The sequence below is a fragment of the Paenibacillus oryzisoli genome (genome assembly GCF_050467285.1).
In the GTDB taxonomy this organism is placed as follows: domain Bacteria; phylum Bacillota; class Bacilli; order Paenibacillales; family NBRC-103111; genus Paenibacillus_E; species Paenibacillus_E oryzisoli_A.
In genome coordinates this window covers 98914-115191 of record NZ_JBCMUN010000007.1, presented here as the reverse complement: position 1 = coordinate 115191, position 16278 = coordinate 98914, and the positions used below count along the sequence as shown (strand labels likewise).

The window sequence follows — 16278 nt, the reverse complement described above, 5'->3', positions numbered from 1 at the left end:
ACAAAATCTTATCTTGTATACTGTCGAAGGAAGGTCTTACCATGATCGTTCGATTTACAATGGAACGAAAGCAAATCTGGCTGCTGGGCATTGCTTGCAGCGGAGCCGTAGGGATGATGCTCGTCAATTATTCGGTGACGGGTAGTGTGCTGCCGATCCCGCACATCAGCCCAACCGCGATCAGCGAGAGTGCGTCCACGCCGCATCCCGACGTGGCCGCCGTACAGAAACCCAGCATGCCGCAGGAACAGCAACCGCTGCCTTCTCCCCACGAAGAGCCAGCCGTGAAACATGCCTCACTTGAGCTGCCACCGGCATCTAGCACTCAGACTAGCCAGACGAACCAGACTGGCCCAGTGCCGCCAAAGGCGGCGGGCAGCAAGAAAATTGCGTTAACCTTCGACGATGGACCGGATCACAAGTATACGCCCCAAGTTTTGGATATTCTAAAAGAGAACGGTGTCAAAGCTACGTTTTTTGTCGTAGGAGACCAAGTGAAAAAATATCCCGATGTGCTTCGCCGCATTCATGCGGAGGGGCATGCGATTGGCAACCACAGCTGGGATCATGCGGATCTAAGCAAGCTTTCAGTGCCTCGAATCGATCAAGAAATCCGGCAGACAGACGATTATGTCAAGCAATTGATTGGCGTATCGCCCAGCATGGTCAGAGCCCCCTACGGCGCAGTGTCGCCTGCGCTCAAGAAAGAGGTCGAGCTGACGGGACGTCAGCTAGTCAGTTGGAACGTCGACCCCAGAGACTGGGCAGGCACCTCGGTTACGGATATTGTGTACAATGTGCAGACGCATGCCAAAGCAGGCGGCATCATTTTGATGCACAGCTTCGGTGGCAAAGATGGCAAGCTGGACAACACCATTGAAGCGCTGCCGCAGATTATTGCGTTTTTGCAGCAGAATGATTTCGAGCTCGTCACGGTTCCTGAGTTGTCTGCTGAGCGTTAAGGCGTAACAGGCATTGAACGCGGCGGGGATGACGTGATGCTCGCGGTTAAGGAAGAGGCTATTCCTTTTTGGAATGGCCTCTTTTTGCATTTTAGAAGAATGAATGAAATCTGGAAAAACATAGCATCCTAACGCCAGAGGCTTCGAATGTGAGGTGGAAAGCACGTGGCGAGTTATATATTCCTAATTCTGCTCTTTGCACTGTGCATTGTCGGGTATGGTCTCGACTGGCGCAGAACAGAGCGGAAAGCCCTCTTATGGAGTCTTCTTATCGCTTCCCCTTCGTTTTATTTATCGATGTTGTTCTTGTATCATCCCACGTGGCCGAGTCCCGGTCAGTGTTTGGAGTGGCTGTATGGAGGCCCCTCCGACGCCATAGTTCGGCTGTTCGATGCTTTCAGCGCCTCATAGAGAACGGAGAAGAATGATGAACGATCGTCCATCCATCCTAACGACAGGACAGATGGCGAGCCTGCTAGTCGCAGCCACAATGGGCTCCGCCATTATCTATATACCTACGCCGATTGTCGGATTCTCGGGCAATGCCGCCTGGCTTTCAATGCTCGGCTCTTTTGGCTTCGGCCTGATCGTGCTGCTCTGTGTCCTGTATTTGCATCGGCGTCACGGAGGCACAGGACTGATTGACTATTGCCGCAGTCTAATTGGAAAAGTTCCCACCATATTCGTCATGCTCCCGGTTGTGGCGATGCTGCTCTTTGCGATTTCCGCCATTGTTACGGGCATTGGGGATTTTTTCGCCAGCAGTATGATGCCCAAAACACCTTCTTACGTTTTTTGTTCGTTCAGTCTGTTAGTGGCGGCACTAACGGCAAGAGCGGGAGTTGTTATCGCCGCGCGCATGTTCGTGCTGCTCGTTCCGGTTATGTTCGTATTCACCATGGCTGTTCTGCTCATCGCATTCCCGGTTTATGATTGGGGGAGACTTCTTCCTCTGCCAGACAAAGGGATCGGCGATCTGCTGCACGGCTTTTATGTCGCAGCCGGCTTTCCTTTCGGGGAGGTGTGCCTATTCCCAATCCTCCTTTCTTTCGCTCCCAAGGAGGAGACGAAAGTGTTGTTCCGCAGGCTGATTCTCGCCTTCACGCTGACAGGTGTGACGATGATTGCTGCGACGGTGTGCACGATCGTAGCTTTCGGCCCTGCTGCGGGCTATCTCAGCTATTCGCTCTATCAGTTGGCCAGCAACATTGAGGTCAATGGGAACAATGTACGTATTGAGGCGATTGTCGGCATCGCGATCATTGTGGGCTCATACATGAAAGCCACATTATATCTAATTGCGTTGAATAAGCTCTTGGTTCGCTTAACCAATGTCCAAGATGCTCGTGCCTATATCTATCCGTTAACGTTGACATGCACGATGCTGTCCTTGACGTTATTCTCAGGGCCGGCGGAGTTCCAATATCAGGTATATACGATTTGGCCGTTCACTGTCATTGCAGTTGGCTGCACGTTAATTTTCTTTCTGACCGGGCTGACCTGGGTCATGGGCCAGCGAATCCAGACGCCACAAGGAGACGAACGATGACCTCCTACTCCAATCACCAACCCACCTTGCTTGAGGCGGATCTTGAAACTAACCGTCTCCGTATGGCGCAGTTATTTCAGAACTGCCAGGACATTGTTTTTGAAAGGCGGACGTATGGCGGCGAGTTGAATCATGAGCTCCTTGCCGTATATTGCCGCTCGTTGATTACGGATGGCAGCGACCGCTACGTGATGCAGGTCATCACCGATCTGACCCTTCTTCAATCGGCGGATCCCGCTACGGTTGATCCTGAGGCCATCGAGTACTATTTTGGCCCCAATGGTAAATCTTCGCAAGGCTTCTCCATCACGATCGAACTGGAGACAGCCGTCAATCTTGTGCTTCAAGGGTTCGTCGTGTTATTGTTCGACGGCTGGCATCGGGCTGCCGCGCATAAAGCAGCCACTTTCGACAAGCGGCAAGTTACAGAACCGGTCAGCGAACCGGTGGTTCAAGGCCCCCGCGAAGGAACGGTTGAAGCCATCGGTACCAACCTCGGGATGATCCGTCAGAGGCTCCAGACACCGCAGCTGAAGATCGAATTTTTGACGGCGGGGGAGACCATCAAGACAACTATCGCCTTCTGCTACCTGGAAGGGGTCATTGTTCCGGAGATCCTGGAGGAGTTCCGAAGTCGTATAGAAGGAATCGAACAGTATGATGTTCCAGAGACGTCGTATGTTCAGGACTGGATTCAAGACTCCTCGTACACGCCCTTCCCCCAGTTTCGGTACACCGAACGGACGGATGCGATCACCGCCGCTTTGCTTGATGGCAAGATCGCTGTGCTTGTGGACAATTCACCCATGGTGATGATCGCTCCCGCGTTTTTCGTTGATTTCATCTCGACGGGAGAGGATTATTATGTCCGTACGCTGTTCGCTTCGATGATCCGTCTCCTGCGGCTGTTGGCATTCTTCATTGCGCTTACGCTGCCCAGTATCTATATCGCGTTATCCACGTTCCATTCAGAGTTAATTCCATCTGTTCTGCTGCTTGCCATTCTGGATACCAGAGAGGGAATTCCGTTTCCTGCTTTCATCGAAGCTTTGATCATGGAAGTGTCCTTCGAGCTGCTGCGGGAAGCGGGAATTCGGCTGCCTAGGCCGGTTGGCTCCGCTGTCAGTATCGTCGGGGCTCTTGTGATCGGGCAAGCCGCGATTACAGCCAAGATTGCATCGCCGATTATGGTGATCGTCGTAGCGCTCACGGGAATCGCTTCCTTCGCGATTCCGCACTATGATATCGCCATTGCCATTCGGATTCTTCGATTCCCGTTTATGGTTGCAGCGACACTGCTAGGCGGATTTGGTCTAATGATTATGTGCTTGCTTACCCTTCTGCACATGACATGCCTGCATACGCTAGGGCAGCCCTATCTCTCTTCGATTGCTCCATTTAAAGTCAGAGATTTTCGGGATATTGTCGTACGAGCCCCGCTTCGGAAATTTTTGCTATCCCCTCGAAATCGTCGGTTGCTGGGTTCCCCAGAGACTCGGCGTAAGAAGGGGGGATTACAATGAATACCTTGGTTCACAGGGGAGTTCTGCTCGCCATGTGCGGAGTGGCGCTCCTTCTGTTGGGCGGCTGTTGGGATAAGAACGAATTGACGGGGTGGGGATTTGTTCAAGCGGTTGCCATCGATGAGACGGAGCAGGGGGAGTTCCGGGTCACCACCCAGATCTACCGTCCCGGATCGTCTGAATCGAGGAATAATCGAGCAGTCAAGGGCGTCTCCTACTTGACCTTCTCGAGTGATGCGATGACGATCTCGGATGCGGCGGCACATATCTCGGGAAAGCTGGGAAGAAGGTTGCAGTGGAGCCATATGCGTGCGCTTCTGATTAGCGAGTCGATGGCTCGTAAACGGAACATCGGGGAGGTGCTCGATTTTTTCTCCCGTTCGCGAGGACCTCGCGGAGCTGTCACTGTGTTGACAACAGATGGGAAAGCTGATCGATTTCTAGTGGTAGATCCGCTGATTGAGAACACAATCGGTCAGCAGGTGAAGACGGTTGAAGGGATGTCCAACTACGTGACAGGCATGGCAGCGAAGGTGTCCCTGCTGGATCTGAATATCTTCGCGCAATCCCCGGCTTCCGTGACGATGCTGCCTCATCTTCGACTGCTTCACCAAGTACACCCGATACTCCTGATTGACGGTATGAATGTTTTGCGTTTTCCCTCAGGCACAATTGACGATGGGCTCATTCCTGCTGAAATTGCGGACAGCATCCTGATGATTCGCAATGAGTTCAAGGAAGGGCTGGCCTCGATTCCCTGCGAAGCAGATGGCCAATCTGAACAAGCCCCGAAGATGGCAGACTCTTACAGGATCTACAAGTCCAATTCTTCCATCCGGGTTTCGGCTGCGGGCAGTAAGCCCCACATCGGAATTCATCTCGAGGTCGATGGTAAAGTTGGCGAAATGAGCTGTTCCAGCGTTCTCACGAAAGAGGAGCACGCGCGTTTCATCAGCCGTGTCGAGCAGACGATCCAGAAGGAAACCATGGAAGCGGTTCGTCAAGTACAGGGGATGAAAGCGGATGTCCTCCTCGTCGGTCAGCACCTTCAAAGAAAGAATCCTCGTCTATGGAAGCAATGGAAAGGGGAATGGGACGAACTGTTCTCGCAAGCGGAGGTATCTGTTACGGTCCGGGCTCGTTTAACCGATACCGGCATGAATGCGGGAAGTCCAATGGCGAGGCCTCCCGCAAAATAGTTGAGGGAAGCTGCTGCTTGCAACGAGGCAGATGTTGGAGCAGCAGTCAGATTCCTTGTTAGGGGGAAGAGGTGCGAGAGAGAAAAAACAGTAGATTAACTTGTACGTACAAGTTATAATGATCCTAAATAATGGGATGGAGGAATAGGGGATGAGTATGGACATTCGGAATGCGATTCAGCAAGGCCGAACGGCGCTCGGCATTGAGTTTGGCTCTACTCGGATCAAAGCGGTGCTGATTGGGGAAGACCACGCACCGATCGCGTCGGGCAGTCATGACTGGGAGAACAGCTATGTGAATGGCGTTTGGACGTACAGTCTGGAGGACATTTGGAAGGGCTTGCAGGACAGTTACAGTAAAATGACTGACGAAGTGAAGCAGCAATACGGTGTTTCCCTGCAAACGGTTGGCGCCATCGGCTTCAGCGGTATGATGCATGGCTATATGGTTTTCGATAAAGACGGAGAGCTTCTGGTACCGTTCCGCACTTGGCGCAACAATATGACCGAACAGGCTTCCAAGGCGCTGACCGGCTTGTTCAATTACCCGATTCCGCAGCGTTGGAGCATTGCCCATCTGTATCAAGCTATTCTGGGGCAGGAAGCGCACGTCGCGGAAATCGATTTTCAGACAACGTTGGCTGGGTACATCCATTGGAAGCTCACCGGGCACAAGGTGCTCGGCGTAGGGGAAGCATCGGGCATGTTCCCGATCGATTTGAACAGCAACACATACAACGCCGGCATGGTCCGGCAATTCAATGAAAGGATCGCGTCCAGCGGGCTTCCTTGGCGGCTGGAAGATATCCTGCCTGAAGTATTGACGGCAGGGGATCGCCGAAGCGTTCTCACCGAAGAGGGAGCCAGGCTTCTGGATGTGACCGGCGAGCTGCAGGCCGGTATTCCGCTCTGCCCGCCGGAAGGCGATGCCGGCACAGGGATGGTCGCGACGAATAGCGTAGCACGGCGGACGGGGAATGTGTCTGCGGGGACGTCTGTTTTTGCGATGATCGTTCTTGAACGGGAGCTTTCCCGCGTTTACGACGAGATCGATTTGGTCACGACGCCTTCCGGCCATCTGGTCGCGATGGCGCATTCGAATAACTGCTCCTCCGATCTCAACGCTTGGGTGGGGCTGTTCGATGAGTTCGCGAAGGCGATGGGGATGAATGCGGACCGGAACCAGCTGTACGGCACACTGTACAACCTTGCTTTGCAAGGCGATCCGGATTGCGGCGGCCTGCTGGCATACGGATATTTGTCGGGCGAGCATATCACGCATTTTGAGGAAGGCCGCCCGCTCTTTGTGCGTTCCTCCGGCAGCAACTTTACGCTGGCGAACTTTATCCGCGTGCATCTGTTCACCGCCTTGGGCGCGTTGAAGCTGGGCATGAACATCCTGCTGAAGCAAGAACAGGTGCAGTTGGAGGAGATCGTCGGTCATGGCGGCTTTTTCAAGACGGAGGGTGTAGGACAGAGCATCATGGCGGCCGCCTTGAACGTTCCGGTGACGGTGATGGAAACTGCGGGAGAAGGGGGCGCCTGGGGCATTGCGCTGCTGGCGTCCTATATGCTGCGGAAGTCGGAGGGCGAGACGCTCGAAGACTACTTGAGCCGCAAGGTGTTCGCAGACAAAGCGGGCACAACGCTTGCGCCGCAGCCGCAGAGCGTGGAAGGCTTCGAGGCGTTTATGCAGCGGTATACGGGCGGTCTCGCGATCGAGCGCGCCGCCGTGGCGAATTTGAAGTAACGGTCGAGTATAGTCGCGCAGGCAAACCAAAATCGTGAAAAAACCAGCAACTCCTGGGCGGGAGGCTGGTTTTTTTTGTTAAAGGTTTAGAAATCATTGTTTAGCTCCCTGTTCAATAGCCAGAATACTTACTAATCTGAAACAGATACACCTTTTCGGCTCTTGCTGAATGGAAGCACACCCTAACGGATCCGAGGTAGAGAGATGACCACGAAGAAAAAAGCGAATGTAATTGTATTTTTTACTGATCAGCAGCGCTTCGATACAACAGGCGTTCACGGAAATCCCCTTGGCCTCACGCCGAATTTTGACCGGATGGCGATGGAAGGGACACATGTGTTCAATTCGTTCACCTGTCAACCAGTATGTGGTCCAGCCCGCTCATCGCTGCAAACGGGCAAATATGCGACGGCAACCGGTTGTTATGTGAACGGGATTCCGCTGCGGCAGGACGAGAAGACGCTGGCGCACTATTTCCGCGAAGCCGGCTACCATACCGGGTATATCGGCAAATGGCATCTGGCCGGGGAGGAGCCGGTACCGGAAACGCAGCGCGGCGGTTATCAGGAGTGGCTCGGCGCCAATGTGCTCGAATACGCCTCCGATGCGTACGACACCGTGTTGTACAACGGGGAGAATGAGCCGGTGAAGCTGCCCGGTTATCGCGTGGATGCGCAGACGGATGCGGCGATCCGCTTCATTGATCGGCATCAGGAAGAGCCGTTCTTCCTGTTCCTCTCGTATTTGGAACCGCATCATCAGAATCACAGCGACAATTATCCGGCGCCGAGAGGCTATGAAGCGCGTTACAGCGGCAGTGCTTTCGTGCCGGGCGACCTCGCGGCGCTGGGCGGCACAGCGCATGCCCACCTTGGGGGCTATTACGGCATGGTCAAAAGGCTCGATGAAGCATTGGGCCGCTTGTTCGACTGCCTGATCTCCCTTGGGCTGGAGGAGGACACGATCGTTATGTTTACCTCAGACCATGGCTGCCATTTCAAGACTCGCAACAGCGAGTACAAGCGGTCCTGTCACGATAGCTCAATTCGTGTCCCAACGGCGTTCACCGGAGGCTGCTTCAAGTCCGGAGGGCGGCTGCAAGAGCTGGTCTCACTGGTTGATTTGCCGCCGACGCTACTGGATGCTGCAGGGATTTCCGTTCCGCGGGCGATGCAAGGGCGCTCACTTCTGCCGCTGCTCCGCGGAGAGCGGGAGGGCTGGCCGGAGGAAGTGTTCGTCCAGATCAGCGAGTCGCAGATTGGACGGGCCATCCGGACGCATCGCTGGAAATACAGCGTATCGGCGTCGAGTGGTGACTCGAATCGGGAAGCAGGTTCGGAGGTATATGCAGAGGAGTTCCTATACGATCTGCAGGCCGATCCGCATGAGTTGAACAACCTGATTGGGATGGCGTCGTTTCAAGCTGTAGCGGATGAGCTGCGTGAACGATTGATTCGGCGTATGGAGGAAGCGGGCGAAGTCCCTCCGTCCATTCAGGCTGCACCGGCGCTTCGCAATTCCGGAGCCAGACGGGTGTCGGTGCTTGAGCTGAGAAAGAAGCTTTAAGCGCTCGATAGCATGGGCATGAGATAGCGGGACCTAACTTGGAAAAGCCGCGTAAATCGCGGCTTTTTCTATATTCGCAAGCCATTTCATTGAAAACGTTTAGAAATCGTTGCTTGGCTGTCTATTCGCACTTCCAAAAGTTAACTACACTGAAACTGATGAAAACGCTTCATCTACATTCTTGGTAAGGGAGGGGATACGGCTAAAGGCTAGCACTGGATCTGTTCGGTGTTCTTTTAACGAAACGGGTTACATGAATTTTGAAAAGATGAGGTGTTCATGATGAGGGGGACACGTCTGCCAAGCCCAGCTTGGCTGCCAACCAAGAAGAAAGTACTGCCTATGCTGCTAGCCGCATTCATCACGTTGATTATGTTCGCATTTGCGCAGTCAGCGAAAGCGGCAACTACTGAGATTGTAAACGATACGCTGAAGTACGCAACAAACGGTGAGCAGATCTGGGCCCAAGGGGGCTGGATGATGAAGGAAGGAGGGACCTACTATTGGTATGGTCTGGACGTTTCTGAACCTATGAACTTGCCGGACGGTACCCTTAATCCCAACTGGAAAAAGAAAATCAGTGTATACACATCGAATGATCTGACGAACTGGACGGCCTACCGGGAAGTCGTCGACTTCGATTCTATTAACGATAAGTTAGGCACGGACACTTACGTACTGGGGCAATGGGTCGGCAGACCGTTCGTGCAGTATAATGGCGTTCTCCACAAATATGTGATGTACAGTGAATGGGGAGCCAACGATGGGAATCGCAATTCCATTGCAATCTGGTACAGCGATTCGCCAACGGGGCCGTTTACTTATCAGAAAAAAATCGGCAAACCAGGCGGTTACACCATGGGCGACCTGGGTTCGATTTTCACAGATAGCGACGGCAGCACGTACATTTCGTATACCAGCGATTGCTACTGGAGTGACGAAAAAAATAAATATTTTACAAATTCCTGTCTGCAAATAAGTAAGCTGGACACGTTGCTGAATGCCGACAATGACTATGAGATTGTGGTGACCTCCTCCATCGATTTGCAATCGACGGCCCCTTATAAAGAAGCGAGCTTTCTGTTCAAGAAAGGCTCCACATATTATTTAATGGCGTCCGAGACGAAAAGCTGGAGCTCCAGCCGAACGTACTACTATACCGCGCCTTCCATCTCCGGGCCGTGGACTTCATCGTACTGGGCCGGGACCACCCCTTGGTACGGAACGTCTTACGCTGGCACGAGCCCAACGGGTGCGAACTCTTTTGATACACAGTTTGATCAGGTTTTCCATTTCCAGGGAACGCAAGGCACTGTCTATATGTTTATCGGTGATCGCTGGAGCAATATGAAAGTCGATGGTGAGCCTGCGAGCACAGGGCCTGGCCGGAATCAATGGTACCCACTTACTTTTGACAGCACAGGCAAACCAATTATCAACGGGTATCATCAGTGGTATTTGGATACGGCTGCCGGAACATGGAGCGGGACGGCTCCTGCGGTGCCTGTTGATCCGCTGCTCACCTACGCGCTTGTGAACGGTAATTCGGGCAAGGCGCTGGGCATTGTGAACAATCTGACGACAGCGGACGCGCTGCTTCAGCAGAAAGCCTATACCGGCGCAGCCAGCCAGTCCTGGAAATTCGTCGATGCCGGATCCGGTTATTACAACATCCAAAATACGAACAGCGGCTTGTATATGGATATTCGCAACGCATCGACAGGCAATGGGGGCTATGGCATCCAATGGACGGCCAGCAGCAATACGAGTCAGCAATGGCAGCTTATCGATGCCGGCGGCGGTTATTATAAAATCAAGAACCGCAATAGCAGCAAGGTGCTGTGCATGAATAACGGATCGACAGATGACAACGCGCTTGTCATCCAGTGGGAGGAAACGGGCTCGACGAACCAAACGTGGCGCTTCGACGTGGTCGCTCCCCATTGATTTGAACAAGACATAGTTTTCAATACAATTTGACCGGGGACATTTGACATGTCTCCGGTTGTTTTATTTTCCTGTATAAATCGTTGAATTCATACCTTTTTTCGTTGTTTCCTTGTATATTCTACACTTGCTCGTATACGCTAAACTGAGAATATAAGGTTCTGCGAAAGATGTCGATTTGGAAGGGTTGGCTTTGGATGAAACGACTGTCCTTTACAAGCAGGTATATGCCATTTACGTATAAAATGATGATTCCTTATCTCCTACTCGTGCTGGTCACTGATGCAGCCATCGGTTATGCTTCGTACACGATGCTGGTCAAATCCCGTACGGAAGTCGCTCAAACGGGGATTCGCTCGGCCCTGGAGCAAACGCGCAATAATGCCGAGTATCGCATGGCGGAGATTCAGCGAATTTCCGACCAGCTGTTTGGCAGTTTGCCTTTTCAACGTGCGCTTACGAAGCATGGCGACCGGTTGACGATGTACTTAACGGTTATTGATGAAGTTGTTCCCATGCTTCAAGCGCCGCTAGAGCTGTTCGGCAGTCCAATTCGGCTGACGCTCTATACAACCAATCCGGATATCGGTGAATCCAGCGGCTCGTCCGACACAGGGCCAATTACCAAAAGCGATTATTTTATTTTATCTTTTTCTGCGCTGCAGAGCTCTCCGTGGTTTCAGAAGCTGCAGTCGGATCAAGCGGATAATCTTTGGTTTCAGGCAGACATGGATCGGGAGCATGACAACGTGGCTTTGTTTCGCAAGCTCGTTTTATTAACGGACAATCGAACCGTCATCGGCTATATCAAAATTACGGTCAGTCTCGATAGTCTGCTAGGCAATATCATTAAATATCCGGAACAGGGACTTGGCTTGCGTTTCTATGACCAGCGGACAGGGCAGACCTTGTTGGAGCGACTCCCCGGTGACATGGACGATACGTTTCTGAATTTACGGGAAGTGATTGAAGGGACGACCTTCGCTATTGAAGTTCGCGTGCCGCTTGACTATTTGAATAAAGATGCCAAACGGCTGCAAGTGACGATCGGGCTGATCTGTGCGGCAAGTTTTGTCGTGATGGGCATCATCGGGTTTATCATAGCTACGCTGTCTGGACGAAGAATGAAACGAATTGTCTCTTTCATTCGCTATTTTCAGGATGGAAAGCTGGATCGGCGCATTTCTGTGAGCGGTAACGACGAGTTTGAACTTATCGCCCGTTCATTTAATCGTATGGCAAGCAGTATTAAACAGCTCATTCAAGATGTGTATAGTCAGGGTGTACAAAAAAAACAGGCTGAACTGGAGGCTCTGCAAGCGCAAATCAATCCACACTTTCTATACAATACCTTGTCGACCATCAGCTCCTTAAGCAATTTGGGCAAGACACGCGAGGTGACAGAGATGGTCAAGCTGCTCTCCCGCTTTTATCGATTGACGCTGAACGAAGGGCAGGTTCTAATCCCTCTTGAGAAAGAGTTGGATCAAGTCGGGGCCTATCTCGACATCCAGAAGGTCAAATATGCGGATGCGTTTCAAGTCTTTATCGAGATGGATCCCGAAGTCAAGGACGTGCAGATCATCAAATTACTGCTGCAGCCTTTTGTTGAGAATGTGTTCAAGCATGCCTGGTTCGGAGATACCATTGCCATCCGTATTACAGCGAAGCGAGTAGGGGAGCGGCTTGAGCTGAAGGTGATCGACACCGGCATCGGCATGCGGCCGGATACGGTCGATAAGGCGCTCCACGGTGGGGCACAATCGAATGCGTATGGACTGAAGAATGTCAATGAACGCATTAAGCTCCGATATGGCGCTGATTATGGCGTGCAAATCGCCAGTATTTTCGGCGGCGGGACGACAGTTCACATAATACTGCCGTTTCGGATGGACGCTTTTCCTGAGGTGGACGTTACGGATTACTCACGCAATAAGACATGAAAGGGCGGCGATCTATTATGACCATTAACATCTTGCTTGTCGATGACGAAGCGATCGATCTGGAATGGCTGCGAGTACGGGTAGAAGCTGCGCAGTGTCCAGGGCTGCGAGTGGCGGGAACAGTGAAGAGCGGGTTTGCCGCACTTGCTTGTATGAAGGAAGAAAGGATTGACATCGTGCTGTCCGATATTCGGATGCCGATCATGTCGGGATTTGAATTCGCGCGCAAAGCGAAAGAAATCAACCCGGAAGTCCGGATTGCTTTTATAAGCGGACATGAAGATTTCAGTTATGCGAAGGAAGCGATACAGCTGGAGGCCTATGACTATTTATTGAAGCCTGTCGATGACGACGAGCTGGCTACAATGATTGAAGGATTATGCGCCAAGGTCGAGGAGGACCGCCGCCACCGCTCCTCTCTCTCGGAAGCGCTGCCTTACGTACAGCGGGAGCTGCTGCTTCGATGGTTCCAGGAAGCGTCGCCGGTTACAGCCGAAGAGCGGTTGGCCGAGTATATGGCGCCTTTTATCGAGAAGGGAACCGCGGTGGCTTTGATTGACGCGGACGACCTTGAAAGATACTCGAAGGAAATGACGGTAGAAGAGCGGCGTGCGTTGTGGACAAGCGTCGAGCAGCATCTGATGGATAGTGTTCGGACGAAAGGCTTGGGAAACCTGATGAACGGTTTCGCGAATCGGTTCGTTCTACTCGCTACAGGCGGCGTAGGCATAGGTCAAGAGCTGGAAGAACTGATCCGCGCTTTTGGCGAGAGGTTTCCGTTTACCCTAACCGTGGGGCTTGGCGATCGCGCGTACAGCCAGGATGAGCTTCATTACTCGTATCGTCAAGCAGAGATGGCCCTCAGTATCAAGTGGGTGCTGGGCAAAAACAGAGTCATCCGCGACATCACATCCCAGCAGCCCGTTAAATCGGGAACCGTGCATATTGAACGCATCTTCGAGGAAGTGCTGCAAGCCATACTGGACTATGATCTGGTGAAGATCGATGATGGCTTAACGGCCATATTCCGCCCGGACTATGCGCCGCATCGCAAGAGCGAGGCGTATGATCTAATCATCCGTATGACGTCTAAATTACACGGGGATCTGCAGCAACTCAACGAGAATTTGTACGAGCTCCTGAACTGGGAATCGCATCAGCCGGACGTGTTATTCGAATTTGAGACGATGAATGATATTGTATCCTGGCTGCGCAGAAGATTATTTGAATTGTCTGAGCTGCTGTTTGTGAAGAGAAGGAAGCACGACCGTAAATTGATTGCAGATATTCGAAGTTATGTGGGGGAGCGGCTGGACAATAAAGTGACGTTGAAGGAGGTTGCCGCGAAATTCGATTTTACGCCGAACTATCTGGGCCATTTATTTAAAGCGGAGACAGGGATGGGGTTCAGCGACTTTATGAATGACGTCCGCATGAAGCGCGCTTGCGAGCTGCTGGACGATCCCCGGCTGAAAGTCTACGAAATCGCAGACCGGATTGGCTACAAAAATGTCATCTATTTTAATCGTTCTTTCAAACAGGCTACCGGTATGACGCCAAGGGAATATCGTAAAAAGAACAAAATATAACGAACCCTCGTAGATTTAGTATTACTTTTTGTTGTTTAGCTGAATGATGTCAACGGGGCTGACCCTCTATAATAATAGGTAAATAAACAGAGGGAGGACAACACCCTATCATGCGGATGTTTTCTGTTACTTCTATCATGATTGACGGCAATGGCGCGGGGAAAATGTTTGAGGGACAAGGCGTGGTTAGCGGCGGCGGCGGCAATACCCGTCTGTTGATCGATTATCCCGAACCTTATCGCAGCGACATTCTGGATTATCTCTTCAAGCCCAATTATGGAGCCGGCTATACGCATCTGAAAGTCGAGGTCGGCGGAGATGTCTTCTCCACGACGGGAACAGAGCCAAGCCATGCGCGAACGAGGGAGGAGCTTGCCCATCCGAATATGCGCCGCGGCTACGAGCTTTGGTTAATGAGCGAAGCGAAGAAGCGGAATCCGAATATCAAACTGGATATTTTGCAGTGGGGCGCCCCCGGGTGGATCAATGACTACAGCAGCAGCGTCGGCAAAGATAAGATCAGCTACTATGCCGATAACGCCAGCAAGTATGCCATGTACTCGCAGGATAATGCGGATTATTTGGTGAGCTATATCCTGGGAGCCAAGAGGGAGTGGGACTTGGACATCGACTATGTAGGGGGCAATCAGAACGAAAGCTTTGTTGGTCTTGATTTAGTCGACCCTGGCAACCCGAACAGTCCTTCTTATTTAAAGCACTACATCGTCAACATATTGAGACCCACGCTGGATCGAAATGGCTTACAGCATGTCCAGATTGTCGCCCCGGATATTGGCGGCAGGGAAAAAGAACCGTATAACCCTCGCTCACCTTGGGCTTTTGTGGACGAGGTCCTTGCAGATCCTGATTTGAAGCATGCGGTTTCCGTTATTGGTTACCATTACGTGAAGAGCACTTCTACGGAAGCCGCTCAGAACTCCGGCTTGACGCTCTGGGAGAGCGAGGGCTGGACAGGGTCCGGTCATTGGCACGCCGTTAACGGTCAGAAGGGCGCACTGGATTTGGCCAAGCTCATGAATACCAACTATATTCAAGCCAAGGTTACCAAAACCAATGTCTGGCATATGATCTCGTCCTCTTACCTCAATCTGTCGTTTCCGAAAACAGGCGTGATGATCGCCGACGAACCTTGGTCGGGACATTATACGGTTATGCCCGCAATCTGGGCCGCCGCGCACACGAATCAATTTGCCCAGCCGGGTTGGCGATATCTTGACAGCGGGTGCGGGGTTACGGCAGGAGGAACCGCATATGTAACCTTGAGGCAGCCGGATGGCAGCGGCCATTACAGTGTTATTCTGGTAACCGGCACTTCTGCGGAGACGCTGATCTTTAAGCTGACAGGCGGGTTATCCACGGATACGGTTCACGTCTGGAAATCAAATGAAGAGGAGCAATTGATGCAGCAGCCGAGTATTGCGGTGACAGACAATTCCTATTCAATTGATCTTGAACCGAATTCGATGTATTCATTGACAACAACGACAGGTCAGCAGAAAGGGCTGTCGCCTCATCCCGTTCCGGAATCTCAAGCGTTCCCCCGCAGCTACCGGGTGGACGTTGAAAACTGCGACATCGGGACGGCGCCCAAATATACCTTTGATGTGGAAGGCGTATTCGAAGTTGCAGATAAATTTGACGGCGGCGGCAAAGTGTTGCGCCAGGTTGTTGCAGGTCCGATGAAGCAGTGGGATGCGTGGATGACGCCTCGAATTCGATATGGTACACACACGCAGTTCGGTGACCTGAATTGGACGGATTACGACTACAGCGCGGATGTGTTTATTGAAGATTCCGGAAAAGATATGTTCGGCAATGAAACGGCCGGAAAGGTAGCCATCGTTGGCCGTACAGGCGCACAGGCACGCACTTACATCAATGATACATTGATCGGCGGCTATAGGCTTCAGGCAGATGAGACGGGCCAGTGGAGCTTGCGGATCACAGACCCGTTAAAAGACGCCGACATCATCCTGGCCTCGGGATCGGTATCTTTCTCGGTGCGGATCTGGCACACGATGCAGCTTAGTTTCAGAAGCACGAACATTAAGGCCTACATTGACGGGACGCTTGTAGCATCGGTTGACGATGGTACGTATGCTTCCGGCGCGGCAGGCTTGGGAAGCGGCTACAATTATGCGCAATATGACAATATGTCGATTAGGGGCAGAGCTCCTTTTGCAAACGACAAGATCCTGAATTCCAACATATAGCGGGGGCTGAGGCCCT

The 16278-nt window shown here is 52.2% G+C and carries 10 protein-coding genes; all 10 read left to right on the top strand.

All coding sequences use genetic code 11. From position 1 onward, the window contains the following. Window positions 1-41 precede the first annotated feature (41 nt). Window positions 42-962, top strand: coding sequence for a polysaccharide deacetylase family protein (locus ABE504_RS13140; protein ID WP_430088913.1), 921 nt, complete (start codon window positions 42-44; stop codon window positions 960-962). Window positions 963-1389: 427 nt separating this feature from the next. Then, window positions 1390-2511 (top strand): GerAB/ArcD/ProY family transporter, encoded by a 1122-nt coding sequence (locus tag ABE504_RS13135; protein ID WP_430088910.1) that lies wholly within the window; start codon window positions 1390-1392, stop codon window positions 2509-2511. Next, on the top strand, window positions 2508-4034 hold the full coding sequence (locus ABE504_RS13130) for a spore germination protein (RefSeq protein ID WP_430088908.1): 1527 nt from the start codon (window positions 2508-2510) through the stop codon (window positions 4032-4034). The genes ABE504_RS13135 and ABE504_RS13130 overlap by 4 nt, the downstream gene beginning before the upstream one ends. Then, window positions 4031-5233 (top strand): Ger(x)C family spore germination protein, encoded by a 1203-nt coding sequence (locus ABE504_RS13125; protein WP_430088907.1) that lies wholly within the window; start codon window positions 4031-4033, stop codon window positions 5231-5233. The genes ABE504_RS13130 and ABE504_RS13125 overlap by 4 nt, the downstream gene beginning before the upstream one ends. A 151-nt stretch (window positions 5234-5384) precedes the next feature. Then, window positions 5385-6983, top strand: coding sequence for a xylulokinase (locus ABE504_RS13120; RefSeq protein ID WP_430088904.1), 1599 nt, complete (start codon window positions 5385-5387; stop codon window positions 6981-6983). 204 nt (window positions 6984-7187) lie between these two features. Beyond that, the gene (locus tag ABE504_RS13115) at window positions 7188-8549 is read left to right on the top strand and encodes a sulfatase-like hydrolase/transferase (protein WP_430088901.1); all 1362 of its coding nucleotides are present in this window, start codon (window positions 7188-7190) and stop codon (window positions 8547-8549) included. A gap of 282 nt (window positions 8550-8831) precedes the next feature. After that, window positions 8832-10496 carry an RICIN domain-containing protein gene (locus ABE504_RS13110; RefSeq protein WP_430088899.1) on the top strand — a complete coding sequence of 555 codons (1665 nt, stop codon included), beginning with the start codon at window positions 8832-8834 and terminating at the stop codon, window positions 10494-10496. A gap of 197 nt (window positions 10497-10693) precedes the next feature. Further along, window positions 10694-12439, top strand: coding sequence for a sensor histidine kinase (locus ABE504_RS13105; RefSeq protein WP_430088896.1), 1746 nt, complete (start codon window positions 10694-10696; stop codon window positions 12437-12439). A 17-nt stretch (window positions 12440-12456) separates the two neighbouring features. Beyond that, window positions 12457-14028, top strand: coding sequence for a response regulator (locus ABE504_RS13100; protein WP_430088893.1), 1572 nt, complete (start codon window positions 12457-12459; stop codon window positions 14026-14028). A 110-nt stretch (window positions 14029-14138) separates the two neighbouring features. Continuing rightward, a complete protein-coding gene (locus tag ABE504_RS13095) occupies window positions 14139-16262 on the top strand; it encodes a hypothetical protein (protein WP_430088891.1) in 2124 nt (707 codons plus the stop codon). Window positions 16263-16278 lie beyond the last annotated feature (16 nt).

Excerpts from the sequence above, each read along its gene's own strand:
- ABE504_RS13140 (WP_430088913.1), top strand. The coding sequence starts at position 42 with ATGATCGTTCGATTTACAATGGAACGAAAGCAAATCTGGCTGCTGGGC.
- ABE504_RS13135 (WP_430088910.1), top strand. The coding sequence starts at position 1,390 with ATGAACGATCGTCCATCCATCCTAACGACAGGACAGATGGCGAGCCTG.
- ABE504_RS13130 (WP_430088908.1), top strand. The coding sequence starts at position 2,508 with ATGACCTCCTACTCCAATCACCAACCCACCTTGCTTGAGGCGGATCTT.
- ABE504_RS13125 (WP_430088907.1), top strand. The coding sequence starts at position 4,031 with ATGAATACCTTGGTTCACAGGGGAGTTCTGCTCGCCATGTGCGGAGTG.
- ABE504_RS13120 (WP_430088904.1), top strand. The coding sequence starts at position 5,385 with ATGAGTATGGACATTCGGAATGCGATTCAGCAAGGCCGAACGGCGCTC.
- ABE504_RS13115 (WP_430088901.1), top strand. The coding sequence starts at position 7,188 with ATGACCACGAAGAAAAAAGCGAATGTAATTGTATTTTTTACTGATCAG.
- ABE504_RS13110 (WP_430088899.1), top strand. The coding sequence starts at position 8,832 with ATGAGGGGGACACGTCTGCCAAGCCCAGCTTGGCTGCCAACCAAGAAG.
- ABE504_RS13105 (WP_430088896.1), top strand. The coding sequence starts at position 10,694 with ATGAAACGACTGTCCTTTACAAGCAGGTATATGCCATTTACGTATAAA.
- ABE504_RS13100 (WP_430088893.1), top strand. The coding sequence starts at position 12,457 with ATGACCATTAACATCTTGCTTGTCGATGACGAAGCGATCGATCTGGAA.
- ABE504_RS13095 (WP_430088891.1), top strand. The coding sequence starts at position 14,139 with ATGCGGATGTTTTCTGTTACTTCTATCATGATTGACGGCAATGGCGCG.